Annotated in this window: 25 protein-coding genes; 14 read left to right on the forward strand and 11 right to left on the reverse strand. The window is 63.9% G+C overall.

The window, feature by feature from the left end; all coding sequences use genetic code 11:
- The first annotated feature begins 28 nt into the window (after positions 1-28).
- Entirely contained in the window at positions 29-1342 is a 1314-nt protein-coding gene (locus tag ACNQOP_RS06855; protein ID WP_416403758.1) for an LssY C-terminal domain-containing protein, read from the forward strand.
- An 84-nt stretch (positions 1343-1426) separates the two neighbouring features.
- Here the strand turns inward: ACNQOP_RS06855 and ACNQOP_RS06860 are convergent, their stop codons facing one another.
- From ACNQOP_RS06860 to ACNQOP_RS06870, 3 genes are read right to left on the reverse strand one after another with little or no spacing between them, the layout of a single operon-like run.
- A complete protein-coding gene (locus ACNQOP_RS06860) occupies positions 1427-1831 on the reverse strand; it encodes a RidA family protein (protein ID WP_211710100.1) in 405 nt (134 codons plus the stop codon).
- Complete coding sequence (locus tag ACNQOP_RS06865; RefSeq protein WP_416403759.1) at positions 1828-2589, reverse strand: IclR family transcriptional regulator; 762 nt, start codon at positions 2587-2589, stop codon at positions 1828-1830. Before ACNQOP_RS06865 ends, ACNQOP_RS06860 begins: the two co-directional genes overlap by 4 nt.
- Positions 2586-3611, reverse strand: a complete 1026-nt coding sequence (locus tag ACNQOP_RS06870) for a sugar kinase (RefSeq protein WP_416403760.1) — start codon at positions 3609-3611, stop codon at positions 2586-2588. The genes ACNQOP_RS06865 and ACNQOP_RS06870 overlap by 4 nt, the downstream gene beginning before the upstream one ends.
- A gap of 171 nt (positions 3612-3782) precedes the next feature.
- Here ACNQOP_RS06870 and ACNQOP_RS06875 point away from each other — a divergent pair, with 171 nt between their 5' ends.
- The 4 genes from ACNQOP_RS06875 to ACNQOP_RS06890 are packed head-to-tail and all read left to right on the forward strand — an operon-like array spanning position 3783 to position 8793.
- Positions 3783-5102: an amino acid deaminase gene (locus tag ACNQOP_RS06875; protein WP_416403761.1), complete on the forward strand. Its 1320-nt coding sequence runs from the start codon at positions 3783-3785 to the stop codon at positions 5100-5102.
- Positions 5103-5108: 6 nt separating this feature from the next.
- Positions 5109-6746, forward strand: a complete 1638-nt coding sequence (locus tag ACNQOP_RS06880; protein ID WP_416403762.1) for an N-acyl-D-amino-acid deacylase family protein — start codon at positions 5109-5111, stop codon at positions 6744-6746.
- Positions 6743-7378: a bifunctional 4-hydroxy-2-oxoglutarate aldolase/2-dehydro-3-deoxy-phosphogluconate aldolase gene (locus ACNQOP_RS06885; RefSeq protein ID WP_416403763.1), complete on the forward strand. Its 636-nt coding sequence runs from the start codon at positions 6743-6745 to the stop codon at positions 7376-7378. The genes ACNQOP_RS06880 and ACNQOP_RS06885 overlap by 4 nt, the downstream gene beginning before the upstream one ends.
- A 23-nt stretch (positions 7379-7401) precedes the next feature.
- Positions 7402-8793 carry a GntP family permease gene (locus ACNQOP_RS06890; protein ID WP_284987398.1) on the forward strand — a complete coding sequence of 464 codons (1392 nt, stop codon included), beginning with the start codon at positions 7402-7404 and terminating at the stop codon, positions 8791-8793.
- 315 nt (positions 8794-9108) lie between these two features.
- On the opposite strand, the gene ACNQOP_RS06895 is transcribed toward ACNQOP_RS06890, so the two are convergent.
- Entirely contained in the window at positions 9109-9609 is a 501-nt protein-coding gene (locus ACNQOP_RS06895) for a universal stress protein (protein WP_257369828.1), read from the reverse strand.
- 111 nt (positions 9610-9720) lie between these two features.
- Between ACNQOP_RS06895 and ACNQOP_RS06900 the strand changes: the two genes are divergently transcribed.
- Positions 9721-9921 carry a hypothetical protein gene (locus ACNQOP_RS06900; RefSeq protein WP_235518290.1) on the forward strand — a complete coding sequence of 67 codons (201 nt, stop codon included), beginning with the start codon at positions 9721-9723 and terminating at the stop codon, positions 9919-9921.
- Here ACNQOP_RS06900 and ACNQOP_RS06905 read toward each other — a convergent pair.
- Both ACNQOP_RS06905 and ACNQOP_RS06910 read right to left on the reverse strand, forming a co-directional pair.
- Positions 9918-10952, reverse strand: a complete 1035-nt coding sequence (locus ACNQOP_RS06905; protein WP_416403764.1) for an LLM class flavin-dependent oxidoreductase — start codon at positions 10950-10952, stop codon at positions 9918-9920. The genes ACNQOP_RS06900 and ACNQOP_RS06905 overlap by 4 nt on opposite strands.
- Positions 10953-11047: 95 nt before the next feature.
- Entirely contained in the window at positions 11048-11389 is a 342-nt protein-coding gene (locus ACNQOP_RS06910; RefSeq protein WP_416403765.1) for a CBU_0592 family membrane protein, read from the reverse strand.
- A 179-nt stretch (positions 11390-11568) separates the two neighbouring features.
- On the opposite strand from ACNQOP_RS06910, the gene ACNQOP_RS06915 reads away from it, so the two are divergent.
- Entirely contained in the window at positions 11569-12492 is a 924-nt protein-coding gene (locus tag ACNQOP_RS06915; RefSeq protein ID WP_235518296.1) for a LysR family transcriptional regulator, read from the forward strand.
- A 59-nt stretch (positions 12493-12551) separates the two neighbouring features.
- On the opposite strand, the gene ACNQOP_RS06920 is transcribed toward ACNQOP_RS06915, so the two are convergent.
- On the reverse strand, positions 12552-13331 hold the full coding sequence (locus ACNQOP_RS06920; protein ID WP_416403766.1) for an isocitrate lyase/PEP mutase family protein: 780 nt from the start codon (positions 13329-13331) through the stop codon (positions 12552-12554).
- A 520-nt stretch (positions 13332-13851) separates the two neighbouring features.
- Between ACNQOP_RS06920 and ACNQOP_RS06925 the strand changes: the two genes are divergently transcribed.
- Complete coding sequence (locus ACNQOP_RS06925; RefSeq protein ID WP_416403767.1) at positions 13852-14871, forward strand: S1C family serine protease; 1020 nt, start codon at positions 13852-13854, stop codon at positions 14869-14871.
- Between the two features lie 52 nt (positions 14872-14923).
- Here the strand turns inward: ACNQOP_RS06925 and ACNQOP_RS06930 are convergent, their stop codons facing one another.
- Positions 14924-16129 (reverse strand): GGDEF domain-containing protein, encoded by a 1206-nt coding sequence (locus tag ACNQOP_RS06930; protein WP_416403768.1) that lies wholly within the window; start codon positions 16127-16129, stop codon positions 14924-14926.
- Between the two features lie 255 nt (positions 16130-16384).
- Between ACNQOP_RS06930 and ACNQOP_RS06935 the strand changes: the two genes are divergently transcribed.
- Positions 16385-17611, forward strand: a complete 1227-nt coding sequence (locus tag ACNQOP_RS06935; protein ID WP_416403769.1) for a WD40/YVTN/BNR-like repeat-containing protein — start codon at positions 16385-16387, stop codon at positions 17609-17611.
- Positions 17612-17618: 7 nt separating this feature from the next.
- Complete coding sequence (locus ACNQOP_RS06940) at positions 17619-17906, forward strand: MoaD/ThiS family protein (protein WP_211710084.1); 288 nt, start codon at positions 17619-17621, stop codon at positions 17904-17906.
- Between the two features lie 23 nt (positions 17907-17929).
- Here ACNQOP_RS06940 and ACNQOP_RS06945 read toward each other — a convergent pair whose 3' ends face one another.
- From ACNQOP_RS06945 to ACNQOP_RS06955, 3 genes are all read right to left on the reverse strand, one after another.
- On the reverse strand, positions 17930-18166 hold the full coding sequence (locus ACNQOP_RS06945; RefSeq protein WP_235518305.1) for a hypothetical protein: 237 nt from the start codon (positions 18164-18166) through the stop codon (positions 17930-17932).
- Positions 18167-18393: 227 nt separating this feature from the next.
- Positions 18394-19890, reverse strand: coding sequence for a sensor histidine kinase (locus ACNQOP_RS06950; RefSeq protein ID WP_416403770.1), 1497 nt, complete (start codon positions 19888-19890; stop codon positions 18394-18396).
- Entirely contained in the window at positions 19887-20594 is a 708-nt protein-coding gene (locus tag ACNQOP_RS06955; RefSeq protein WP_416403771.1) for a response regulator transcription factor, read from the reverse strand. The genes ACNQOP_RS06950 and ACNQOP_RS06955 overlap by 4 nt, the downstream gene beginning before the upstream one ends.
- Before the next feature lie 166 nt (positions 20595-20760).
- Between ACNQOP_RS06955 and ACNQOP_RS06960 the strand changes: the two genes are divergently transcribed.
- The 4 genes from ACNQOP_RS06960 to ACNQOP_RS06975 all read left to right on the forward strand — a co-directional run bounded on the left by ACNQOP_RS06960 (position 20761) and on the right by ACNQOP_RS06975 (position 25457).
- Entirely contained in the window at positions 20761-21246 is a 486-nt protein-coding gene (locus tag ACNQOP_RS06960; RefSeq protein ID WP_416403772.1) for a hypothetical protein, read from the forward strand.
- A 225-nt stretch (positions 21247-21471) separates the two neighbouring features.
- Positions 21472-21873, forward strand: coding sequence for a DUF1214 domain-containing protein (locus ACNQOP_RS06965; RefSeq protein WP_416403773.1), 402 nt, complete (start codon positions 21472-21474; stop codon positions 21871-21873).
- Positions 21870-22532 carry a DUF1254 domain-containing protein gene (locus tag ACNQOP_RS06970; RefSeq protein ID WP_416403774.1) on the forward strand — a complete coding sequence of 221 codons (663 nt, stop codon included), beginning with the start codon at positions 21870-21872 and terminating at the stop codon, positions 22530-22532. Before ACNQOP_RS06965 ends, ACNQOP_RS06970 begins: the two co-directional genes overlap by 4 nt.
- A 210-nt stretch (positions 22533-22742) precedes the next feature.
- Positions 22743-25457 carry a VCBS repeat-containing protein gene (locus ACNQOP_RS06975; RefSeq protein ID WP_349469340.1) on the forward strand — a complete coding sequence of 905 codons (2715 nt, stop codon included), beginning with the start codon at positions 22743-22745 and terminating at the stop codon, positions 25455-25457.
- Positions 25458-25569: the final 112 nt, after the last annotated feature.

Genomic DNA, 25569 nt, shown 5'->3' on the forward strand with positions numbered 1-25569 from the left:
AAGCTTAAGTAGCAAAAGGGGGAGCTGCATGGCTAAGACACCACGCCTCAACGTGACCGACAGCTGGCTGGATCACGCGTTCTTCGTCCTGGGCGGTGCGGCGACTATTTGGCTTGCTTTCCTGTTGGTGGGCGAAAGCTTCCAGCTGGGGTGGGGCCAGATCTGGTTCTACATCCTCTTCTGGGCGTTCCTTGCGTACTTGCTCTTGCCGCGGCTGCACCGCATCCTCACCACGATCTACGTTCCCGGCTATTTCATTGGGCGCGCCAGGACCAGCGACGGACTGCTGGGCGATCCCGTGAACGTAGCGTTATTGGGCACCGAACCCCAGATCCACGCCATCATGCGGGCCGCCGGCTGGACGAAGGCGGACGACGTCACGCTGCAGAGCAGCCGCCGCATCATCAGTTCGACGATCTTCCGGCAGAGCTACACCGAAGCCCCGGTGAGCCCCCTCTACCTGTTCGACCGCCAGCAGGACTTTGCCTACCAGCAGGAAGTGGACAACAATCCGGGCAAACGTCACCACGTCCGGTTCTGGCGCTGCCCCGAAGGGTGGCTCCTACCGGGAGGGCACAAAGTGGAATGGCTCGCCGCCGGAACCTACGACCGCAGCGTCGGCTTCTCGCTCTTCACGCTGCAGATCACGCACAAGATCGAGCAGAACACCGACGTGGAACGGGACCATATTGTCTCGACAGTTTCGGCTGCGTCGCCGGCCGTTGAGGTGCAGGTCATCGAGGACTTTTCCACGGGTTACCACTCGCGCAACGGCGGCGGCGATTCGATTTCCACGGACGGCGACCTTCCCATTGTCGACGCCCGCAACGTCCGGGCTCCCACCGATCAGCTGCCTCGTCAGACGGACAGCCGCGACAGGCGTCCCGCGCCAACCATGGTGGGCGCAGCGTTGGTTGTAGCGAGGTCATTGGCAGCCTTCGTGCTGGCCTTCATCCTGCTGGCCTCGGGCGGTGACGTTGACGGCATCACTTTTGATGACGGCTCAACAGACCCACAAACCACGACGGCGGCACTGGTCACCGTGGCGGTTGTGGTGCTGCTCTTCGGGCTCGGCGAAGTATTCCTTGCGTGGCGGATCTTCCTGGGCAGCAATGGTGCCCGTGTGATCGCGATGGGCCTGAGCTCGATCTCCATCCTGGCCCAGGCGGTCGACTACTCCACGGGGAGTGCCAACCTCACGCTCGAAGCCGGCCTGTCCGGCCTGGCAACGGACATCCTGGTGCTCCTGGCGTTATCCAGCCAGCGGGCCCGCGTGTACGCCAAACGGCAGCGGGTTCCGGCGGTCCCGGCGTCGGTGGTTGGGCGGCGCGTGCCTTCCTGACGGTGAGTGCCGCCGTCGGACGTTGCTGCCCCGCTGGTCCGTTGCTGGGCGACGACGGAACAGCGGGGCAGCAACGGAGTAGAGCTAGGCGGTGACGGCCAGGGCGTCGATCTCAACCAGCATGACCTCGTGCGGCAGGTCCACGAACACCGTGGTGCGGCTGGGCAGTTGGCCGGAGGGGACGTTCTCGCGGATGAACTCGCCGTAGACCTCGTTCATGGCAGCGAAATCGTCGCGGGTCGTGAGGTAGACGCGGAACATGAGGACGTCTTCAACGGAGGATCCGCCGGCTTCGAGGATGGCCTTGACGTTGTCCAGGGTGCGACGGGTCTGGACGCGGACGTCGCCTTCGCCGATGTACTGGTTGGTGGCGGGGTCCATGGGTCCCTGGCCGGAAACCTGGAACATGCCGCCCTTCTTGATGCCCTGCGAGAATACGTGCGCCGGGGCGGGGGCGTTTTCGGTCAGGACTACGGTCTTTTCACTCATGCTGAGTTCCTTTCGTGGCTGATCCAGCCGAGGTCGTTGGAGATGGCCTCGGTGCTGGCTTTGAGGTCGGGCAGCAGCTCAAGCAGGCCTTCATAGCTGAGCATGACTACCGGTACCGAACAAGATGCTGCGGCTACGACGGCTCCGCTGGCATCGCGGATGGGGGCCGCGATGCAGTGCACGAACGCTTCGTGCTCGGCGTTGTCGTGGGCCCAGCCCTGGTCCTTGACCCGCTCGAGTTCGGCCAGCAAGGCCTCCGGCGAAGTCAAAGTGTTCTCGGTAACTTTGATGTAGTCCAGCCCGGCCGCGATCTTTTCCTGCCGGCTGCGCGGCATGTCGGCGAGGAGGACTTTGGACACGGCGGCCGAGTGCAGCGATGCAGTCAGGCCGATGCGCGAGTACATGCGGACGGGGTGGTGCGACTCGAACTTGTCGATGTACACCACCTCGCTCCCTTCGAAGGCGGCGAGGTGCACAGTGTGCCCGGTTTTTCCGTTGAGCTCGGCCAGGTGTGGATGCGCGACCTTCCGGATGTCCCGTTGCTCCAGCGCCAGCGAGGATAGCTCGAACAGCTTGGAGCCGAGCATGAAGCGCTGGTCCTCGTCGCGGACCACGAAGCGTTTCTCTTCCATGGCGTGCAGGAGCCGCATCACGGTGGTCTTGTGCACGGCGGCCTTGGACGCGAGCTCGTCCAGGGTTGCAGGTTTGGCGGCGAGTTCGCCGAGCAGGTCGATGGCCCGCATGAGGCTCTGGCTCAAGGTGTCACGCTCCGTTTGCTGAATTGTCCGTCTTCAACATGGATAGCAGCCCAGGCGTCATCCGAAGAATCGAGGATGGCTGCGAGCTGGGCGGCGTCGGGGAGCGGGCCGCGGTCGCCGTGGACGGTCAGGGTGCAGGCCGCGGCGACGTGGCCGCGGCGAAGGCTCTCCTTTTGGCCGAGTCCGAACAGCATGCCGCTGAGGTAACCGGCGGCGAACGAGTCGCCGGCGCCTACGGGCTCGACGACGGCGACCGACAAGGCGGGCACCTCTTCCCGGATGCCGCCCAGGTCAGCGCTCGAACGGCTGAGCGCGATGGCACTGATCGCCTCGTTCTTGATGACCAACACGTCCGGATCCGGCATCATGTGGCGGAGTTCGGCTTCGTCGGTGGTGCCGAAGGCATGCTCGGCCTCGTCCTTGCCCACAAGCACGACGTCGGCGAGGTTCGCCAATCGTTGCAGGACTGAGCGGTCCTGGTCGGCCCACAGGGCGGAACGCCAGTTGACGTCGAAGCTGATGGTCCGGCCGTTCCGTGGTGCGGTCAGGATGGCTTCCAGCAGCGAGAGGCATTCGGGGGATAGGGCCGCGGTGATCCCGCTCAAATGAATGAGCGCGGCGTTCTCCAGCAGTGAGGACACGTTAGGGTTGGCGAGCGTGTCCCGTCCCATGGCCGAGGCCGCAGAGCCTTGCCGGTAGTACAAAACCGAACTGCCGCCGTCGGGCGCTGAGTCCTGGGCAGGCACTTTGACGTACAAGCCGGTGGGGCGCACGGGGTCAATCTCAACGCCGGAAACCCCGACGTAGTGGTCGCGGAGTTCGTCCAGGATGCGGGTGCCGAAGCCGTCGCGGCCCACGCGGCTGACCCAATGCGTGTCCAGGCCCATGGCTGCGAGGCCCATGGCGACGTTGGATTCAGCGCCGCCAATCCCGAAGTGCAGTTCGGTTGCGAGGTGCAGCGGAACGGCGTTGACAGGGGTAAGCATGGCCATGGTTTCGCCAACGCATACAGCTGAAAGCATCGTTCTCCCGCACTTGTTCGTGCCGCCAGGCGGCCTTGACTCTCGATCCGCCACCATGTTAGACATATCACCATCAGGTTTGCAACCAGCGTTGCAAAATACGCAACGCAAGAATCGGCGGCGACTATCCCAAAGCCGCACTGTCGCAGCACCGCGAAGGGAACGAAACGCGTGAACACTTCCGTAGCCATCTCGACAACCGCCGTGGCATCCTTGGCCGAGCGCCGGCTCGACTGGCGCCACAAAGCCGTGCCGGCAAGCGAAAACGGGACCACCCACGCGGAGTTCCTCGCTGCCAAGCACACACTGGCAGACCTCCAGACGCCGCTGCTGACACTCGATGCCGACGCGCTCACGGCCAACGCTGACCGCCTCGCGAACTGGTGCGCCGAAAAGGGTGTGCTCCTCGCCCCGCACGGAAAGACCACCATGGCCCCGCAGCTCTGGGCCGAGCAGCTGAACCGAGGCGCATGGGGCATCACGCTGGCCAATTTTGCGCAGCTTCGCGTGGCCCGCGAGTTTGGTGTCCGGAGCCTGCAGCTCGCCAACAGCCTCACGGATCCGCATGCGATTCAGTGGGTGGCAGAGGCGCCCTCGGACACCCGGATCCTGTCCTGGATCGACTCCCTGGGAACTGTCGACGTCATCAACCGGACCCTGGCCGGTAGCGATTCCGTGCTGGATGTCCTGGTGGAACTCGGCGCCCACGGCGGCAGGACCGGGGCCCGCGGTGTGGACGCTGCCATGGAGGTGGCCCGCGCCATTGCTGTTTCGCCAAACCTGCGCCTGGTGGGGGTCAGCGGCTACGAAGGCTCGCTCGCGCACACAGCGGACGACGCCGGACTGGCCGCCGTTCGCGGGTACCTCGCCCAGATGCGGCTGCTTCACGAGAACCTGCTCGCGGACGGGTTGTACGGCAGCGATTCCGTGATCCTCACGGCCGGCGGGAGCGCGTACTTCGACGACGTGGTGGCGGTCCTGTCCCCGTGCATCAGCGAGGGCTCGCCGTCCGCAGGCAAGCGCGTGGACCTCATGATCCGCAGCGGTGCCTACATCATCCACGACGACGGCTTCTACCGCGGGATCTCCCCGTTCTCCCGCGAAGGTGGTCAGCCGTTCACAGCCGGAATGCACGGTTGGGCGCGCGTCGTATCCCAGACAGAACCCGGCCTGGCCATCCTGGATGCCGGCAAGCGTGACCTCCCCTTCGATGAAGGCCTGCCAGAACCACAGCTCATCGGGCCAGCCTTGGGTGGCCCCATGACGCCGCTGGTCGGAGCTGACATCACGTCCGTCAACGATCAGCACTCCTTCATGACCTTTGATCCCAAAACCACCACCGTGCGTCCCGGCGACGTGGTGCGGATGGGCCTGTCCCACCCGTGCACCGCGTTCGATAAGTGGGCCATCATCCCGGTCCTCGCGGGCGCTGCATCCGCAGACAGCACAGGTGACCAAACCGTCGTCGACCTTATCCACACCTTCTTCTAGGACGCCATGAAGACCCTGATCAGCAATGCCACGTTGGTGGACGGCAGCGGAGCCGGCCGCCGCCCTGCCGACGTCTTGTTGGACGGTCCGGTGATTGCCAGGATCGCCGACGCCGGAAGACTCACCGCAGCGGAAGCGGACCGTGTCATCGATGCCACGGGACTGGTCCTCAGCCCCGGTTTCATCGACATGCACGCGCACTCGGACCTGCAACTGCTGGTCAACAGGGAGCACTACGCCAAGCTCAGCCAAGGCGTCACCACGGAACTCCTCGGCCAGGACGGGTTGTCCTACGCGCCGGTGGACGACGCCACGCTGGCAGGTGTAAGGGAGAAAATCGCTGGCTGGAACGACAACCCGGCAGGCTTTGACTGGAACTGGCGAAGCGTGGGGGAGTACCTCGACCGGCTCGACGCAGAAGAAGACGGTGGCCGCATCGCCACCAACGCCGCCTACCTCGTCCCGCAGGGAACTGTTCGTGCCATGGTGATGGGCTTCGCCGAGGGTGATCCCACGCCGGAGCAACAGCAGCAGATGCAGGACGTCATCCGCACGGCGATGCAGGAAGGCGCCGTCGGCATGAGCTCCGGGCTGACCTACACCCCGGGCATGTACGCGCAGACCGAAGAACTCACCGGGCTTCTCCGGACAGTAGGTGAGCTGGGAGGCTTCTACGCACCGCACCACCGCTCCTATGGCAAAGGCGCCCTGGAAGCGTACGCCGAGATGATTGCCCTCAGCCGGGACACGGGCTGCGCACTCCACCTGTCCCACGCCACCATGAACTTCGCGGAGAACAAGGGCCGCGCCGGCGAACTCCTGGACCTGATCGACTCCGCGCTCGACCAAGGCGTGGACATCACCCTGGACACCTACCCGTACCTTCCGGGTGCCACCACGCTGAGCGCCATCCTGCCCAGTTGGGCGTCCTCCGGCGGAACCGATGCCACCCTGGCCCGGCTGGCCGACCCGGAAACCCGTGCGCGAATCCGTGAGGCCGTGGAGATCTACGGATCCGACGGCTGCCACGGCGTGGTTGCCGAGTGGGACACCCTGGAAATCAGCGGCGTCCAGAACCCGGCGCTCGCTGGCTTCGTGGGCCAGACCATCAGGGACATCGCAACGGCAACGGGGCAGGAGCCTTTCGACGTCTTCGTGCACATCCTCATGGAAGACCGCCTGGGCACCGGCATCCTGCAACATGTGGGCCACGAAGAAAACGTGCAGGCAATCATGAAGCATCGCACCCACACCGGCGGCAGCGACGGCCTCCTGGTCGGCGCCAAGCCACACCCCCGCGCCTGGGGCACGTTCCCCCGCTACCTCGGCCACTACTCCCGCGATCTGGGACTGCTGGGCCTCGAGGAAATGGTCCATCATCTCAGTGGCCGACCTGCCGCACGACTCAAGCTCCACAACAGGGGACTTGTCCGCGAAGGCTACGCGGCCGACGTCGTGCTCTTTGACCCGGAAACAATCCGGGACGAAGCCACTTTCGAGAACCCCCGCCAAGCCGCCAGCGGCATCCAGTACGTCTTCGTGAACGGCGCGGCCGCGATCGACGGCGGCCAGCCTACCGGTGCCCGCGCCGGACGAGCCCTCCGCCGCCACAGCGACGGCCTCACCCGAGAAGGACAGCTATGACCCCCGAACAGTTCCTCCAGCAGCTTGAATCAGATCGCACCCTTGCCGTGGTTCGCGCACCCTCCATCACGGACGCGGCGGACCTCTGCAGGGCACTGGCCGACGGCGGCATCCGCAGTGTTGAGCTGACCTTCACCACCCCCGATGCGCTCAAGCACGTCACGCGCGCGGCGGAAACCGCGGCGGATCACGGTGCCGCCGTCGGAATCGGAACGGTGATGACCGCCGACCAGGCCCGTGCAGCGATCGACGCCGGCGCGCAGTTCCTGGTGACGCCGGGCCTGAGGCCCGAGGTCGCCGCCGTCGCCGCGGCTGCGGGAATCCCGTTCAGCCTCGGCGCCATGACCCCCACCGAGGTGGCGCAGGCCCTGGACCTGGGTTCTGCCGCCGTCAAGATTTTCCCCGCCCGGCAGCTCGGACCGGCGTATTTGAAGGACTTGCAGGGCCCCTACCCCGGGATCCGCCTGCTGCCTTCGGGGGGCATCGATGCCTCCAACGCCAAGAGCTACCTCGACGCCGGTGCTGCCGCAGTCTGCTGCGGCACCAGCGTAGTCCCGCCCGCGGCAGTTGCCGCAGGCGACTGGGCAGACATCGCGGCACGTGCCGCCGCCTTCACCGGCACCCTCAAGTAGGACTCACCCAGAAAGATACGCCCATGAATGAATTCCTTGAATGGCTGCGGCACGACACCGCCGGCCTGCTGCTCCTGGCGGGCGCAGGCATCGCCCTTCTGCTGTTCCTGATCATCAAGGTCAAGCTCGAGCCGTTCATCGCCCTGGTGGGAACGGGTGTGATCGTGGCCTTGGTTGGCGGGATCTCCGTGGAGGCACTGGTCGGTTCGGCCACCAAGAGCAGTGACGCCCTGATTGAAAAGGGTTTCGCGGGCATCCTCGGCCACATCACTGTGATCATTGGCCTGGGCACCGTCCTTGGTGCCATCCTGGAACGGTCTGGCGGTGCAGAGGTGCTGCTGGCGAGGCTCGTGAAGATCTTCGGCGAAAAGGGCACCCCGCTGGCCATGGGCATCACCGGCTTCGTGTTGGGTATCCCGGTGTTCTTCGATATCGGCATCTTCGTCCTGGCGCCGCTGGTGTACGTCGCGGCTATCCGCGGCGGCAAGTCCTTGGCCCTGTACGCGCTGCCGTTGCTGGCAGGGCTGTCAGTGACGCACGCTTTCCTGCCCCCGCACCCCGGTCCTGTGGCCGCTGCCGGGTTGTTCCACGTTGACCTTGGTTGGATCATCCTCATGGGCCTGATCTGCGGTATCCCTGCATGGTTCGCCTCCGGTATTTTGTGGGGCACCTACATCGGCAAGCGCGTCATGGTAAACGTGCCCGAGGACCGGATCGTTGCCGAATCGGACACCGCCAAGGGCGACGAACCGTCCATCGGCCTGGTCCTGCTTGCCATCGGCTTGCCCATGATCCTCATCCTCGGCGGCACGTTCGGCAACATCTTCGCTCCCGCCGGTGTTTTCCGGGACATCCTGCAGTTCTTCGGCAACCCGGCCATCGCTCTCACCGTCGCCGTGCTCCTGGCCATGTGGTTGTTGGGCATTCGCCGCGGGATGACCTCCGCCGAGCTCAGCGAAATTACGGGCTCGTCGTTGCGGCCCGTGGGCATGATCCTGCTGGTTGTTGGCGCCGGTGCGTTCTTTGGAGCGGTGCTATCGGCCACCGGTGTGGGCAAGGCCGTGGCGGATTCGCTGTCCCAGGCCGGCCTGCCGATCATCCTCTCTGCCTTCGTGATCAGTGCAGGGATGCGTATCGCACAGGGTTCGGCAACGGTGGCAATCGTGACCACTGGCGGCATCCTGGCGCCCAGCCTGGCCACCGGCTACTCGCAGCCGCAGCTCGCGCTGATCGTGGTGGCCATCTCCTCCGGCTCCATCATCGCCAGCCACGTGAACGATGGTGGGTTCTGGATCATTTCCAAGTACTTCAACATGTCCGTCAAGGACACCTTGAAGACGTGGACCGTGCTGGAGACCGTGCTGTCCATTGTGGGCTTCGGGATGGCGGCATTGCTGTACACCTTCGTGAGGTGACCTTTCCTCACCCAAGGTGGGTGCCGGCGTCGTGCTCTTCATCCTGCGAGCCTTGCCGGCCCCACCAACTTTGAGACCAAAACGGCCCCGACACACCTGCTCAAGCGTGTGTCGGGGCCGTTTCTGCGTCAAAGAAGGCGGTGGCCGCACGGGCAGAAAACCCGGGCTTAAACAAAAGAGCTCCGGAGTGCGTTATTGGGGGATACGCACTCCGGAGCAGCCTTTGAGCAGGGGCTTTCACCGACCTGCAGTAATTACTCTACGTTGCCCGGGACCCCATTGCCACCACCTCGAATAACTACTTTCGCTTTAGTTTCAACGGCCCCCTTCCGGCCTCTTTTTCTGCGGCACGATCAGCACCGGGCGGCGCTGGTGGTGGCTGAGCCAAGCGGCCACAGAACCGTTGAGGGCCTCGGAAATGCGGTGCCCCAAACCAGGCTCCGGGGTGCCCACAATGATCATCGACGCTTTGATGTCCTCCGCGAGCCGACCAAGGGCGCGGGCGGGATCCCCGGCAAGAAGGCGCAGGGTCCAGTCAGCGGTGCCACCGTCCAGCGCGTCGCCGATGACCTTGCCCAAGTCCCCGCGAACCGCCTCGACGTCGGCCTGGTCCTTTTCGGGGTGCAACGACATCCGGTGCGCGTCACGGGCCGGATCCCACTCGACGAGGTAGCTGGCCTCGTCCACGTACGCACAGACAAGCGGCACGCCGAGCTGTTCGGCCAAGGTCCGTGCCGTCTGGAGGACCTCCACATGCTGGTCCGGCAGCACTCCCACCACCAAGGGAATCGGTCCGCTGAAATCTTCCGCAGCCATACCCTCATTGTTGCGCCGCAGCGTGGCGTTGAACAGGTCACCCGGCCGCCGTTGGCTCTTGTAGACACTGTTTGCCCGGGCCTACGGTTAATTCTAGGAGGGTGGTCTGCGATGGAAATTTACATGTGGTGGCTTGATCTGCACCTGGACAGCAAGGAGTGGCTGCGCGAGAACCTGCGCGCCGACGAACTCCCCTTGCAGGTGCTGCAGCACATTGCCGAGGCGGGCGGCCCGCATCCGGACAAGGTGAGCGGAGTGCTCACCGACGCCGATTGGACGTTCATCCAGACGCAGTCGGAGTTCGTGGACTAGCCCTCCGGGCGCCATCCAAGTGCCGGGGCGAGCGTGCCTGCAATATCGGTGAGGATCTGGACATAGTCCTCGTGGTCGAAGCTGAATGGCAGGGCAAACGCGACTTCGTCGACTTCCTGGAAGCCGGCGTGCGCGTACAGCTGCTCGGCGATCTGCTCACTGGTGCCTATGAGGTCCTTCGCGAACAGCATGCCCTTGGGCCCTTGCGGCGCACTGGTGCGGGGTGTGCGCTCATCGACGTAGCGCTGGTATTTCTCCCGCTGCGTTGCCGATGCCGAATCGGTGGGGATTACCACCAGGCCCTGCGAGACCCGCGCCGGCTTGTGCCCCTGTGCCGCGGCGGCCTCACGGTAGGAGCGGATCTGCTTTTGCTGGACGCGGGCGAAGTCCGGCTCTTCATCGGGGGAGGGAAAGACCACGCTGCTGGAGAGCAAATTGAAGCCGTTTTCGCCGGCCCACAAGGCCGATTTCAGGCTGGCCGCTCCGTACCAAAGACGGTCCCGCAGCCCGGGGGAGTGCGGCTCCACCCGGTTGGAGAACTCCTCCACCACACCCTGCTTACCGGAGAACTCCCGGACCTTTTCCCCTGCGATCAGCCGGGCCAGCCGTTCGACGCGGGCATAGCTGAAGTCTTCGACGTCCGCAGAGTCGGGGTAGAGCTCATGCTTTATGGTGTCGTAGTTCATGGGTTCGCCCACGCTCAGCCCCGGATTGATGCGCCCGCCCGCGAGGATGTCCACAGTTGCCAGATCTTCAGCGAGTCGCAACGGGTTTTCCCACCCCAGCGGAGTGACGGCGGTACCGAGTTCTATCCTGGAGGTGCGCTGGCTGGCCGCAGCCATCACTGCGACGGGCGAGGAGATACCGAACTGCAGGTGGCGGTGCCGCAGCCAGGCACTGTCGAAGCCCAATTTCTCGCCCAGTTCGATGATGTCCAGCGTGGACTGGTGGCCTGCGGCCGGGTCCGCGGGATCGAACAGTCCGATGGTGAGGAATCCCAGCTTTTTCAACGGGCGTTCGGGGGCGGGCATGGGGCTCTCCTTAGCTGTCGGTCAGCGGTTATTGCCCACCTTATGCGGTGGACAGTACGACGACGGCGGGAGGTTACCTTGTGTGATGCCGCAAGCTAGGGGCAGTTCACCGCTGCTTGGGGGACCGGAATGACCAGGTGGGTGCCAGTGTCGGATGTCAGCGGTGATCGCTGCTCCGGAACCTCAATGCGGGCAGGCTGTTGCGCTGCCCGCAGGCGGTGCAGTGCCACCGCTGAGATGAGGAACCACGCCACGTTGGTGGCTACCGACGGCCAGGCTCCGTGCAGCGTGCCATTGATGATGAAAGCGCATGATCCGAAGAGGTTCGCGGTCTGGAAGCTGATGCCCGGCTTCAACCAACCCATGGACACCGACAGGTACGAACCGAGCATCGCGGCAGCGCCAGCCCAACCGGTCATTTCCCACAGCAGTTCCATCGGATTCCTTTCAGGATGAAGCGCCCGGCTGGGGTTGCCGGTGGCGTAATTTTTAGGATTTGGGGCTGCCCTGGTTCATCCTTCGTTGGGCTGAACAGCAGCTCTGAGATAGATATTGCTGGAGATTCTTCTTTAGATCAATTGCATTCCGCTGAATCCCGTATTTAGGATTTCTTAACATGGAAATGGACCCGCGTCGGCTGCTTGTCCTCCTTGCTGTTGCGCGCACTGGAGGCGTTCTTGCCGCTGCCGATGAACTGCGGATCACGCCGTCCGCAGTGTCCCAGCAACTCAGCAAACTTGAGAGCGAAGCAGGGCAGGCATTGGTCATGCGAACCCCCAAAGGCTCGGTCCTGACTCCAGCTGGACTGGCGGTGGCAGAAGCCGGCGAAGAGATCGAACGCGCGCTCAATGTTGCCCGGGCACGGATGCAAGGGGAAGCCCAGGTGGCAGGCGTGGTGCGCATCGGCGGATTCACCAGTTTCATGCGCACCGTGGTGATTCCACGCCTGCCCGAGTGGCGCAGCCAGTACCCCGAATTGCAGATCAGGATCGTGGAAGACAGTTTTCCAGCCCTCATGCGCCTGTTCAGGCAACGGCAGCTCGACGCGGTGGTCATCGAGCAGGATTCGGCGGCCGCCGTCCAGCACCCGCTTGCTGCCGGTATGGTCGAGGAGCCGTTGCTCGATGAGCCGTGGAAGTTGGTGGTGCCGGCCGGATCCTTGCTGGCCACGGACAGCATCGACCTCAGCCGGCTGCATCTGCCGTGGCTTGGGGTGGAGCCGTCCGCAGCCAACGATGCCGTGCTGGGGCGTCTTCGCCACACCACCGGGGCGCGTATTGAGACGGTCCATCAGTACCAGGACACACTCACCGCATTCGCACTGGTGGCCGCCGGCGAGGGTGTCGCGATTGTTCCCACTTTGGCACTGACCGGCGTGGTCCAGGACAACGTGGACATCCTGGATGTCCCTGGTTTGGGTACCCGGCACATTGCCTTGCGCAGGTTCGACCGGCGAAGGGCAACGAGTTTGCCCCTGGACACCGTTGCTCGACTTCTCCGGGAATCAGCGGCCGCTTTCGATACCCGGGCCGGCTCATAAAAACGGGTCCCGCCGCGTGGTGATGCGGCGGGACCCGGTTGTTGCTTTTGCTGCTGCGGTTAGTTCAAGGCAGGAGTGTCAGCAGGGATGACTCCCGATCCGTAGAGGTCAGTGGCCAGGTCCTGGAGAGCGCGCAACGCGACGCGTTGCGTGAACGGGCCGTAGGAGACGCGGGCAACGCCGAGCTCCTGCAATTCGTTCGCCGGAAGGGCTCCCGGTGCGCCAATCACGGAGAGCTTTCCGTGTCCCAGGCCTTCAACCAGGGGCTCGATGGTTTCACGGTTCAGTGCGCCCGGAACGAAAACCAAAGCAGCACCGGCGTCGAGGAACGCCCGGCCGCGCGCGATGGCGTCGTCGAGGCTGTCCTTGATGGGGCGGTCGCCGCCGCGGACGATCGCGTCAGTGCGTGCGTTCAGCTGGAAGGCGATGCCCTCCTCCTCGGCGGCCTTGATGATCGCCCGAACCCGGGCAACGGCGTCGTCGAAGGGGCGCAGCCGGTCCTCGACGTTCGCGCCGACAACACCAATGGCGATGGCCCGGCGGATCGTCTCGGCAGGGTCCTCGTATCCGTCGTCCAGGTCAGCTGTGACTGGAAGGTCCACGGCTTTGACGATCCGCTCCACCCCGCTGAGCGCCACATCCAGCGGCATGGTCCCATCGGCGTAGCCGTAGGCGGCGGCAATGGAATGGCCGGCCGTCGCGATGGCTTTGGTCTCCGGAAGGGCTGCAACTGTGGAGGCACTGATGGCATCCCACACATTGACAACACTGAGGATTTCCGGAGCCTCGTGCAGGGCCTTCAACTGCTGCGCACGTGAGTTGGTGGTTGTTTCTGTCATGGGTTTCCTCCGTCGTGGGCTGGGAATCTTGCCACGTTCAGCCTAGGCCTATGGCGTGGCGGTTTCTCCTTGGTTGGCTTTTCCGGCGTTACGATGTGCTTGCTGGGAAACACGAGTCGAGTAAACGGCCGTCGATTTGCATCATGGGTCTCGCATATCCATTCCATGATCAATCCCTTACGACGGCGGCTTACCCGACTTTTCTTTTGAGGGCGCAGTTGCAGGAGCGATCCGGAACGGGAACCCGCTCATGCCGCTGCTCGCCCTCAGCGTCAGGAGGTCCTTGATGAACAGCACCCCAAACCCCTTTGTCCGCTGCACTGTCATAGCGTCCCTAAGCCTGTGTCTTGTGGCAACGGGCTGTAACGCCGGCTCCAGTCCGTCCCCGCAAGCTTCTTCACCATCTCAAGCAACCAGCCAGGAAGTCCCCACCCCTTCCCCGAGCACGCCAAGCCCAAACGAAAGCGCTGCTGCCGACACCGGCACCAGTAAGTCTCCTGAGCCGAGGACTTGGCCTGACGTGGTTGCCCAAGTGCAGTCGGGCGTGGGGCAGTTGACCGTCACTACGTGCGACGCCGGTTACACGGGTACGGGGTTCCTTGTGGGCCCGGACCTGGTGGTCACAGCCGCCCATGTTGTTCGTGACGCATCCGCGATCAGCATCGCCTTCGGCCGGACCTCCGTAGATGCCACGGTTCTCGGCAAGAATGACGTGGCGGACATCGCGGTGGTTAAAACCCGAAGCCCTGTGGAAGGCCATCAGTTTCAACTACGAAGCAGCGAGCCCCCGGTCGGGAGCGATGTGGCCGCACTCGGATTCCCCCTGGGCCATCCGTTCACCTTGACCAGGGGAACGGTGAGCGCGCTCGACGTCGAGCAGCACATCGGTGACCGCACTCTCCCGAACCTTATCCAGACAGACGCTGCCATCAATCATGGCAACAGTGGAGGGCCGCTCATCACCCAGGACGGGAAGGTTTCCGGTGTGGTGGTCACCATTGAGCCCGAAGGCTACGGCAGGGCAGAAGGAATCGCCTATGCAGTTACAGCGCCCCGTGTTTCCGCAGCGGTCAACGAATGGAAATCCCGGTCCACACCAGTGGCCTTCGACGAATGCGGAAATGCACCGGCACCGGGCTCCGGGTTCTTCCCCTTCACTGTCTCGGCGAATCACGATCAGGCCCGCAGCGTAGGGCAGAGCCTGATTCTGCACGGGCAGGGCATTAACCAAGGTGCTTACGCCGCTGCGTTCAAGATTCTCACCCCCGAACTCCAGGCCACCTTTGGAGACTCGGTTAAGTGGAGCGAAGGGCTGGGTTCGTCCTACTGGACCAAGGCCGAGCTTTACAACGTCACCAATACACAGTCCCCGGATGACCTGAACGCCAATGTGGTCCTTCAGACCATCCAGGACGCGGCCCATGGCAGGAACGCCCAGACCTGCTCGAATTGGCGGATCCAGTATGCGATGCATTGGGACGGTTCCCTCTGGCGCATAGCCGGAACCTCACTGCCGTTCGGGGAACCGACTGCCTGCTAGGGCGGCGAACGGCGCGCATCCATGGGTGCGCGCAGCTCACCAGAGCCGATGCCTACGGTGTAGCCTTGTCCTCCGCCGATTCAGCGTCCAAGGGGTCCGCTCCCACAACCCGGTTCCTGCCTTGGGCTTTGGCGCTGTACAGGGCGGCGTCCGCCACGTTGATCATGAACGCCAGGTCCGGAGCCCCCGCTCCCGTGGAGGTAACGCCGTAGCTGACCGTCGGGAAGGGCAGGCCATCGGTGCCGTCCATCGCAGCCAGGCGCTCGCTGATATCCGAGGCGATGGCCTCGGCCCGTTGTTGCGAAGCTCCAGGCAGGAAAAGGATGAACTCCTCCCCGCCGTAGCGTCCAATAAGGTCCGTTGACCTGACGGCGGCTGAGCTGGCCTTGGCGAAGGCGCGGAGGGCGGCGTCCCCCGCCGAATGTCCATATTCGTCATTGACGGCCTTGAAGTTGTCCAGGTCGGCCAGGATCAAGGCAGCGCCGCGGTCCTGCGAAGAGCGGGCAAGTTCCCGGGCAGCCAAATCCAGGAAAGCGCCCCTGTTGAGCAGTCCCGTCAAATGGTCCCGTTCCGCGCGCTCGCGTAGGCGCCGGATGAGTTGCCTGTTGCTCAGGGTGTTCATGGTGGATGACACCGCTACCAGCAGCATGAGGTGGATCAAGGCGGCAGGAGCGTAACCGAAATATGTCCGGAACAGCCAGCTTTCAGCACCGTACAAAATGTAAGTAAGGGTGCGCAGCAGGTAATAGGCGGCCGTCAGCCCCGCCATGATGGACAGAAACCTGGTGATTCTGGACCGGGCTGATTTTGTGAACCACAGTTCAATTGCGGCAAAGGCGATTCCGGCGGTGGTCATCGCCAGGTAAGCCATCCCGCCGGACCACACGCTTGAAGCTGGGTCATCCAGAATGGAGGCCGCTCCTGCCAGCAGGGGTCCCGGGAGCAGCTGCCATAATGCGGCCTTTCGGTCGCGGAGGGTGCGCGCTCCTGCCCAGACGCAGAAGGCACCCGCCACCACCAGGAACTTACCCGCAGGGCTGGCCCACCATTGGAAAGGCGTGCCGTTCAACAGGAAAGCGCCGTTTCCCACGAAAAACAGGAAGAGGGCCGCCCGCCACCAGTCGGCGTAGGGGGTGCGTTTCCGTTGCGACGTAAGGCACGAGATGACAATTAGTGCCAAAGTCACCAAAGCAAGGACGACTCGGACGGCGAAGGGATCCAGGACGATGGTTCCCTCTTGCAATGCAAGCGAATTCATAAACGCCGTCCCGCTACCGGTCAGTAACCAAGGAGCTCCCAGTCAGAATTCTCATTGGCTGCCATCTCCGTGATTCATTTAATCCCCCAAGATTGTTGCTGCGACCGAATTCGGCCGCAAAGTCATCAGTCAAGCATGTTTTTCCCCAACAGTGAATAAGCCCGGCGCGCCGCTCTGTAGTTCCGCTGCCTGGAGAGGCGCCCTCCCTCCAAAAAACCATTGCCCTCCCCATCCAGCGGATGGTTGCATGGGTTCATGGCTACCCCAGAGAGATACCTCTTAGCGATCGGAACCAAGAAAGGCCTGTGGCTGGCAACCAGCACGGACCGCGAGGAATGGTCCCTCTCCGGCCCACATTTCCTGATGAGTGAGATACCAAGCATCGGAATAGACACCCGGGACGGCAAAACACGGATCATGGTGGGGGTGCGCTCCGAACACTGGGGTCCCACCGTCGTCCATTCCGACGACCTTGGCGCCACATGGACCGAGCCCGAACAAGGTGCCATCAGATTCCCCGAAGACACTGACGCGGCCCTGGAACGCATTTGGCAGATCCACCCCGACGCCGACTCCCGGCCAGGCGTCGTGTGGGCCGGTTGCGAGCCGATTTCGCTGTGGAAATCGACCGACGGCGGCCAGCACTTCGAACTGAACCGCGGACTGTGGGAACACCCCCACCGCAGTGAGTGGGGCGCAGGCTACGGTGGCGCGGCGGCACACTCGATCGTGGTGGACCCGAGCGGCGAGAAGGTCCACGTAGCCATGAGCACGGGTGGCGTTTACAGATCGCTCGACGGCGGTACGTCCTGGGAGCCCCGGAACAAGGGGATATCGGCCTACTTCATGCCCGACCCCAACCCCGAGTTCGGCCAGTGCGTCCACAAGATCGCTGCGGACGCCGCCGTCGACGGTCGTCTTTACGCGCAGAACCATCACGGCGTGTACCGCACTGATGATGACGGCGAAAACTGGAATTCCATTGCCGAAGGCCTGCCCGCGGACTTCGGGTTCGTGATGCTGACGCATCCCCGGCGCGAGGGTACGGCCTGGGTGATTCCCCTCAAAGCCGACGGCGAACGGATTCCACCGGACAGCAAGCTCAGCGTGCACAGGACGGACGACGCGGGCAATACGTGGACAGAACTCCACACCGGACTCCCGGACCACGAGTACAACGCCGTGCTCCGCGACGCCGCAGCAGTGGACACGGCTGAGCCCGTTGGCGTGTATTTCGGCACCCGCGGCGGCACCGTCTACGCCAGTGCCGACGAGGGCGAATCCTTTACTGAAGTGGCCGCTCACCTGCCGGACGTGCTCAGCGTGCGTGCCGCCGTCGTGGTTGGAAACCCGTCAGGGACGGAAGCCCCGCTGGCTGCCGCGGAAGCAACAGTGCTGGCGGAGGCCGCAGTCATTGTGGATGCGGCCGCCGAGACGGCTGTGTCTCCCGAAGACCAACCCGACGCCCCGGTACCTGGTTAGGTCGGCTGTGGCTGACTTTACGGTCCTGTTGCCTGGCGTCCTGCAGCCGCTGGTCGGCGGACAGTCCTATCTGACTGCGTCCGCCGACGGGGCTGTGACCGTGGGACAGTTGCTGGACTCAGTCACCGGAGAGTATCCGGTGCTGGCCAGGCGCTTGCGTGATGAGACGGGGGCGCTTCGCCGTTTCGTGAATATTTACGTGAACGGGGATGAAGTCCGGCGTCTGAAGGGGCTTGATACGGAGGTTGCGGCTGGCCAGGAGGTCTTGATTATCCAGTCCGTGGCCGGCGGCTGAGGAGAGTTGGGGTCCAGCCCTGTTCAGGCGACGCGCCAAACGCTGCATTCATCGGTATTGATTGCTTTTCTCATGCCTGAAGCGTGATCCATGATCCAAACGACACCGATTCCCGGTGCTGTTTCCTGGACCCGTCCGCGGCGGATGACCACGTCATCGTAAGCGGGGCCGACCGACAGGCGGGCTTCGATCTCGTCTCCGCGGTGGAGCTGGCTGATCGCGCGTATACGTGTTGTGTGAGTTGGGACTTCCTTCAGCATGGTGTCCTCCTGGCTGGAGCTGGGCGCCTGCACTTGCCGGCTATTCCAGTGTGGCGCGGCAATGTTGCCACGGTATTTCGGCGTGGTTAGGGTCCGGTTAGCATTCCGGGGTTGTTGCGTTTCGGGCGCTTCGAGCTCTGTGGTTTCTGGCGGGCAGCTCGTCGACCCCAAGGCGATCTGTGGGGGGCGGCAGCGTAAGGGCGGCGTTCAGGCGCGAGCCCCTGTGTTCAGGCACGTGCCCCGGTGCTGCCCTGGCCGGTTCCGGGTGCGAGGGGGATCCGGATGCAGAAACACGCCCCGCTCCCCGGGATCGTTGGTTCAACGTTAAGGCGCAGTCCCATGCGTTCGGCGAGGCGGGCAGCGATCGAGAGGCCAAGTCCGCTACCGGTGGGGCGCTGCCCGCGGTAGCGGCTGGAGAGGATGCCGCGTTCGAAAGCAACGGCAGCGTCATCCGTTGTCAGGCCCGGCCCGCTGTCTTGTACCTCGATGGCAATTGTCCCCGGCCCCTTGAACGGAAGCGGCGTTGTCCCGGCCGGGCTGGTTGGCTCGATTCTTGCGCGGAGGCTGATGGGGCCGCCGGGCGGGCTGACGCGCAGCGCGTTGCCCAGGAGACCGTCGATGATTTGGCGAAGCCGTTCGGGGTCGGCGGTGGCCACGAGCGGTCCGGCGGCGTCCTTCCCGGGGAGCTCGACGGCTATTTCCACCCCGCTCTGGGCTGCCGCCGCCTGCCAGGTTCGCTGCACCTGGTGCAGGAGCGCGCCGATGTCGACAGGGTGGACGTCCATGGTGAAGTCGTCCGCTTCAAGCCTGGCCAGGGCGAGGAGGTCGCGGACGAATCGGTCCAGCCGGTCCGTCTCGGTGGTGAGCGTCCGTCCGATCCCTGAAATTTCTTCAGGTTTGATAAGTCCGTCTTCGAGGGCTTCGGCGTATCCGCGTAAAGCGGTCAGCGGAGTTCGGATCTCGTGGGAGATGGACAGCAGGAACTCACGCTGCCTGGCTTCACTGGCGAGGAGGGCCCGGTCCAGGGTGTTAATCGCTTCGCCGACGTCATGGACTTCAGTCACTCCGTCAGGGTCCAGGGGCACAGTCCGCTCACCGGCTGCTATCCGCCGTGCTGCAGCAGCGGTCTTGGCCAGCGGATTGGCGATCCGGCGGGCCAACAACGTTCCGGCGAGCACCGCGATCACCACCCCAGCGGCCAGTGCCAGGAGCGTTCGCTGGAGAAGCTGGGCTGATGCGGCGTTGATCTCATCCAGGGACCGTGACAAAACGATGCCCCCGCCTCGTGAAAGCGGACGTGCCTCGACGAGGAACTGGACACCGCCCTTAGAGACCATGCGGGATACCTTCTGCCCGGTCAGGACGGGCCGGATGTCTGTGGCATCCAGCAGCTCACTGGCTGGCCCGTTGATGGTTCCGACGCTGGTGATAGCCGATAACTCGTAGCTGTCCGGCCCCAGGAGGTGCCGCTCGCGCAAGTCCAACGCCTGGGACGCAACGGGTGCTGCGGCGAAAGCGTCGGCCTGTCGGGTCAGCTGTTGTTTGGCCTGGTCGACGGCCGCGGATCGGATCAACGGAAACGCGATGCTGGCCGTCACGAGCACCGCCAGCACGGCGACGGCGGTGGTGACGATGGTGATGCGACCTGCCAGTGACAGCAGCCACGGTGCTGCCCGGCCCGCGGGTGTCTGTACCTCCGTGGAGGTCTGGTTGCGGTTGCTCATGGGCGTTCGACGGCGGAGTATCCCACGCCGCGCAGAGTCCGGATCGGGTTCCGGTCACCGAGTTTGGAGCGCAGCTGGGCGATGTGCACGTCTACCGTGCGACCACCGGTGTAGCTTGCCTGGCCCCAGACGGAGGAGAGCAGTTGTTCACGACTGAACACCCGGCCAGGGCTGGCCATGAGGAAGGCCAGGACGTCGAATTCCTTGGCTGTCAGCTCCACTGCGGAACCGTCCACGCTGATAGTGCGATGTTCCGGGTCAAGGGTTACCGCACCTACGCGCAGGATCCTGGCGTATTGGGGGCCGGTGCTGCGTCGTAGGACTGTTTTGATGCGGGTGACCAATTCGCGGGGAGAAAAAGGCTTGGTGAGGTAGTCATCTGCGCCCAGCTCCAGCCCAAGGAGCAGGTCCACTTCTTCATCCCGGGCGGAGACGAAAATGATAGGTGTCCAGTCGTTTCGGGCTCGCAGGCGGCGGCACACCTCAATACCGTCGATTCCGGGCAGCCCTACATCGAGAACGACGGCGACAGGACGCAGGTCCCGGACGCGGTCCAGGCCGGCTTCACCAGTGCTTTCTACATGCACACCGAAACCTGCCCGACTTAGATACAGTCGCTGCACATCGGCGATGGCCCGTTCGTCTTCGACGATCAGCACCAAGCCGCGGGAAGGCCCCTGATCCGAGACCACTGGTTGTTCCATGCTTCCATTGAAACGCGCCGAAGGCCCGGTAAGGGGGTACCCCGGGCAGACTTTACCGTGCGCTTACATTCTCTGAACCCCGACCGGACATGGACCGACCAGAGTGGAGACGTCAGCAACGGACAGTGGCACCCACGGACTGTGCCCGGCACCCAAGGAGAAATACATGAACAGCATGCCAGCACCAAATGGCCGGTCACGCCGGACGAAGATGATCCGCGGAGCCGCCGCAGCCGGAGCGGTCCTTCTGGGAGGACTTGCCATAGGAACGACCACCGCGGCGGCGGCCACGCCGTCCCCGTCTCCCACGGCCAGCGCACCGGCCACCGCAGGAGCCCAGGGCACAGCACCTGGCGCCCACAAATTTGGCCGAGCGCTGAGAACCGAGCTTCGGGTCGGTATCAAGGCCGAGACCGGGTTCGGGGACAAAGCGCACGAAGTGGCGTACATCCTGATCCACCACGACAAGGCATTCAGCAAACTGCCCGAAACGCTTCAGTCCGACCTGAAGACGCTCGAGGCCGCCCCGGCTGCCGAACGTGACAGCGACGCGCAAAAGATCAAGGACACAGCGCTGAACGGCGGCTACGGCGACAAGGTCCAAAAGATCGCCAAAGCCATACAAACAAAGCTGACAGCTCCTAAGTCGTGAGACCTTCTCCTCGCCCGGGCTGGCGCTGCGCGGAATTCGGACTAGATTTTCGTCCATGAATACGCAGGTCACCCTTTTCGTGATCGTGAAGGCCGGTGCGCTGTGATGCGGTGGCGATCGTGAGCGGAGACCGTTAACGGCTGGAGCGCAATTCGCGCGGCCGGCCGTCCCGGCAACGGACTACTGGTTCGTGCGGCTTCGCAGAAGGCACTGCCGGTAGTCAACGTGTTTGAAGAGGCGGCTTACTGGACAGCGAGCAGGGATCTCGCGGGGGAACGCCTCAGCGGCGAGCGTGTTTATCGTCTTCATTTCCCGGCGGGCCAGCTTCCCCCGAATGATGCCTTCTGGTCGCTTACTGCGACAGACACCGTGGGGTATCAGGTCAACACCACTACCGGGCGGGCAAGCGTAAACGGCCACTCTGGCCTGCTGGCGAACGCGGACGGCTCAATCGACATTCTGCTCCAATCAAATCCACCACCGTCAGCGGGGCTGAACTGGGTGGCGACACCTCGCGGTCTGTTTCGGCTCATGCTCCGCGCCTATTCACCCGGAGCCGCTATCGTTAGCGGTCGATACGAGCCTCCCCCGGTTTTGCGGGTGCCGTCCACGCCGGCGCCGTCATGAATCGCCTCATCCTGAAGTACGGCGCCACCATGACGATCTTGATCCTGGGAATCTTTGCGTGGGTCATCTACAGGCGAATAACCACCGAGGGGTGGGGCTCGATCACTCTGATGGTTGCTGAGGCCCTGGCCATCTGGGTAATCGGTACTTTTGTTTTGATCTACTTTTGGCCGCGGATCACAGTCAGCGGGTTCAAACGAATAATTGTCCGGCGAGGGCTGGGCGGCGGACCGATCCCGGTGAACACGCTGTACGCCGTCCCTGAGAGAGCATCTGAGTCCGCCTTGGCAGGGAGCGTCAACGCTACCGGCACAGATGAACTCCTTTACTTTGGTGGCTGGTTGGATGTCAGTGCCGGACCACAAGTGCTGCACGTGCCCGAGATGAGGCAGCGCTATTACAGTGTCCAGTTCACGGACGCGGCCAGTGGCTCGAACTTTGCCTACGTGGGCAAACGCACTACCGGAACGGCCACCGGCGACTTCTTACTCTGCGCAGCCAAATGGCCCGGCGGTACCCCACCAGGCATGACCCGGATCGACCTGCCCCACAACTCGGCGCTGCTCATCGGCCGGGTCTTCGCAGCCAACGACGAGGACCGCAACACAGCCTACGAACTCGCGAAACAGATCCGGCTCACACCGGCAAATAGGCCTTGAGCCGCCATACCCCATCCCGCGGGCCCCACGCGGGTCCAAGGATTGTCCCGGATCTCCCCCACCGGAGACCCTCAAAGCCCCCCGCCCGAAGCTACAAAGACTCGCCGACATTACGCGCGCATGTGCGCAGGGTACTGTCGAGCCGCCTGTAACCTGACTGTGGCTCTTGAGACTCACAGGAGCCACAGGCTCCGTTCCCCAGGAGAATCAATGGGAGTTTTGCGGCGATCCATCGCTTTGTCCACAGGTCTACTGGTTTTTGCCACTGGCCTGTTTTTCGTTCAGGCTCCGGCTACGGCCGTGCCGGTTCCAGGGCCGGATAATCCGAATGTCCGGTTCGTGGAGGGGACGCCGCACTCGGACCATACTTTCGAGGGACCCGACGCTTCGCCGTTGGACACCGCGCCGGACAACACGGTGGCGGCCACCGGGCCCAGCGGCGACATCCGTGTGCGGTTGGTGACGGCCAAGCTTGCGGACAACGGCAACCCTGTTTCCATGGCCGGCGCCGAGAAGGCCGTGGTGTCCACCAGTAATTACTGGAAGGCCATGACGGACAACAAGCTCTCCATGACCGTCAACAGCAGGGTGGAGGGCTTCCAGTCGAAGGCCCGCTCAACGGACAGCTACGGCACCATCATCTCCACCATCACCAGTGAACTTCAATGGTCGGCGAGTCCGTACACCGCGCTGGTCATCTTCATCCCCACGTCCACGCTGTCCGGCAACGCGTTGGGCGCCGGGTACAGCAGCGGAGCCTACAGTGGTCGGGTTCTCATGCCGCAGCTCAGCGACTTCTCGAACAACGTGATGAGCCACGAGTTCGGTCACGTCATCGGCCTGATGCACGCAGACGCACTGCAGTGCGGCAGTGGCGCATCCGACGTCGGCGTTAATAGCGACGGACGTTTCACGGACCCGTCCTGCTACATCCGCGAGTACGGCGACACCACCGACCTGATGGGCGCGGCGCAGTACGCCCAGCCCGTGGTCAGCTCAACGTTCTGGGATTACGCCAAGCTGGGGCGCGGCGATGAGATCAGGGACGTCGGAGTGGCAACGGGGGCCAAGACCTACACGCTGAAGCCGTGGGGCGGCACCGACGCGCAGCGTGCCATCAAGTTCACCGACCCCATCAGCAAAGAGGTCTATTACCTGGAACTGAGGGAACCCGCAGGCTACGACAGCTATTTGGGCGACGCCGGCAGGCCGCAGGGCAACATGGGCGTAAAGGTTGTCCAGCGGGGCGGTGCCACTATTGCCTCGTCGCTGATCCTGATGCCGTCAACGGTTCCCTTTACCGAGCCTTACTACGCCAAGAACCACGCATGGCAGGCGGGCAGCACGTTCACGACGTACACCGGCACTCAGGTGACCATTAACGCGGTCAGCAAGACATCGGCGTCGGTCACTATTTTTGCTGATCCGAGACTAACGGCGAAAGTCCGCTTCTCCGCGGGCGATTTCGACGGCGACAAACTGGCCGACGTGCTGTCCAGGGAGCCGGACGGGAGCCTGATGCTTTACGCGGGCTTGCCGGGCAACCGCTTGGACAATCCCCGCCAAGTTGGCTCGGGATGGAACATTTTCGACGCCATCACCGGAATCTCGGACTTCGATGGCGACGGCCGTGGGGACATCCTGGCGCGCACCAGCGACGGCACCTTGTGGCTGTATCCCGGCGACGGCAAGGGCGGATTCCTTGCCAGCAGGCAGGTCGGATCCGGCTGGCAGGGGTTCTCAAACCTCATTGGCGTGGGGGACTTCGACGGCGATGCCCGCCCCGACCTTATGGCCACCAAGCCCGATGGCACCCTGTGGCTCTACCCAAGCGACGGCAAGGGCGGATTCCGGCCTTGGTCGCAGATCGGTTCGGGGTGGAACGGCTTCACCAGCGTCACCTCTGACGGCTCCTTTGGCGGTGCCGGGGCCGGATTGCTTGCGCGCGCAAGCGACGGCACTCTTTACCTGTATCCCGGAAACGGCTGGGGCGGCTTCGCCCCGCGCGTGGCCGTCGGAAGTGGCTGGAACAGCGTGGGTGACTTGGTCGGTGGCCAGGATTTCACCGCCGATCGCCGCTCGGATGTCCTGGCAGTGACGTCGTCGGGGAACATGCGCCTGTATCCGGGCGATGGATCCGGCTTCGCCAACCGCATGCCTATCGGCGCCGGCTGGGGCCAGTTCGCCCAGGTCTGGGAGGCCGGCGATTTCGACGGCGATGCTGTCGCTGACATCCTCGCCCGGGGAACCGACGGCACACTGTGGCTTTACCCCGGCAACGGCTCGGGCGGCTTTTTGCCGCGCGTGCAGGTGGGCTCCGGCTGGAACGTCTTCACTTCCGTGGTCAGTGCCGGAGATTTCGACGGCGATGGCCACCCCGACCTTGTAGCCCGCACCGCCGATGGGGTGCTCTGGCTGTACCCGACGGATGGCAAGGGCCAGTTCCTGGCACGGCAGCAAATCGGCACGGGCTGGCAAGGCTTCACCCAGCTGCTCGCCCCGGGTGACTTCGATGGCGACGGCAAGGCAGATCTTGTGGGACGGGCGGCCGATGGAAACCTTTGGCTCTACCCGGGCAACGGTGTGGGCGGATTCCAGCCGTGGCGCCAAATCGGCACGGGCTGGAACATCTTCAACGCCGTGCTCCAGGGCGGCGACTTCAACGGCGACGGCAATGAGGACATCATGGCACGGGGAACGGACGGGTCGCTCTGGCTCTACCCGGGCAACGGATCAGGCGGCTTCCTGCCGAGAACAGCGCTGGGATCGGGTTGGAACATGTTCAGTTCCTTCACCGCCCTCGGCAACGCATTTACCGGTACCGGCAATCCGTCCGTAGTGGGCGTCGCCGGTGATGGTGCGCTCTTCCTGTACACCGGGACCGGGCGGGGCGCATTCCAGTCAGTGGTGCTCGATCCACGGTAACTCGTTGCCGGAGCTGAGACCCGGGTTCCATTTCTGTCCGGGGCGAACGTTAGCATTGCCATATTCGCTGCGGTAACGACGGCGATCCACTCTTGAATTTGGGGGAATCCGT

Origin of the sequence: Arthrobacter sp. LFS091 (assembly GCF_047977885.1) — a bacterium.
Lineage (GTDB): Bacteria > Actinomycetota > Actinomycetes > Actinomycetales > Micrococcaceae > Arthrobacter.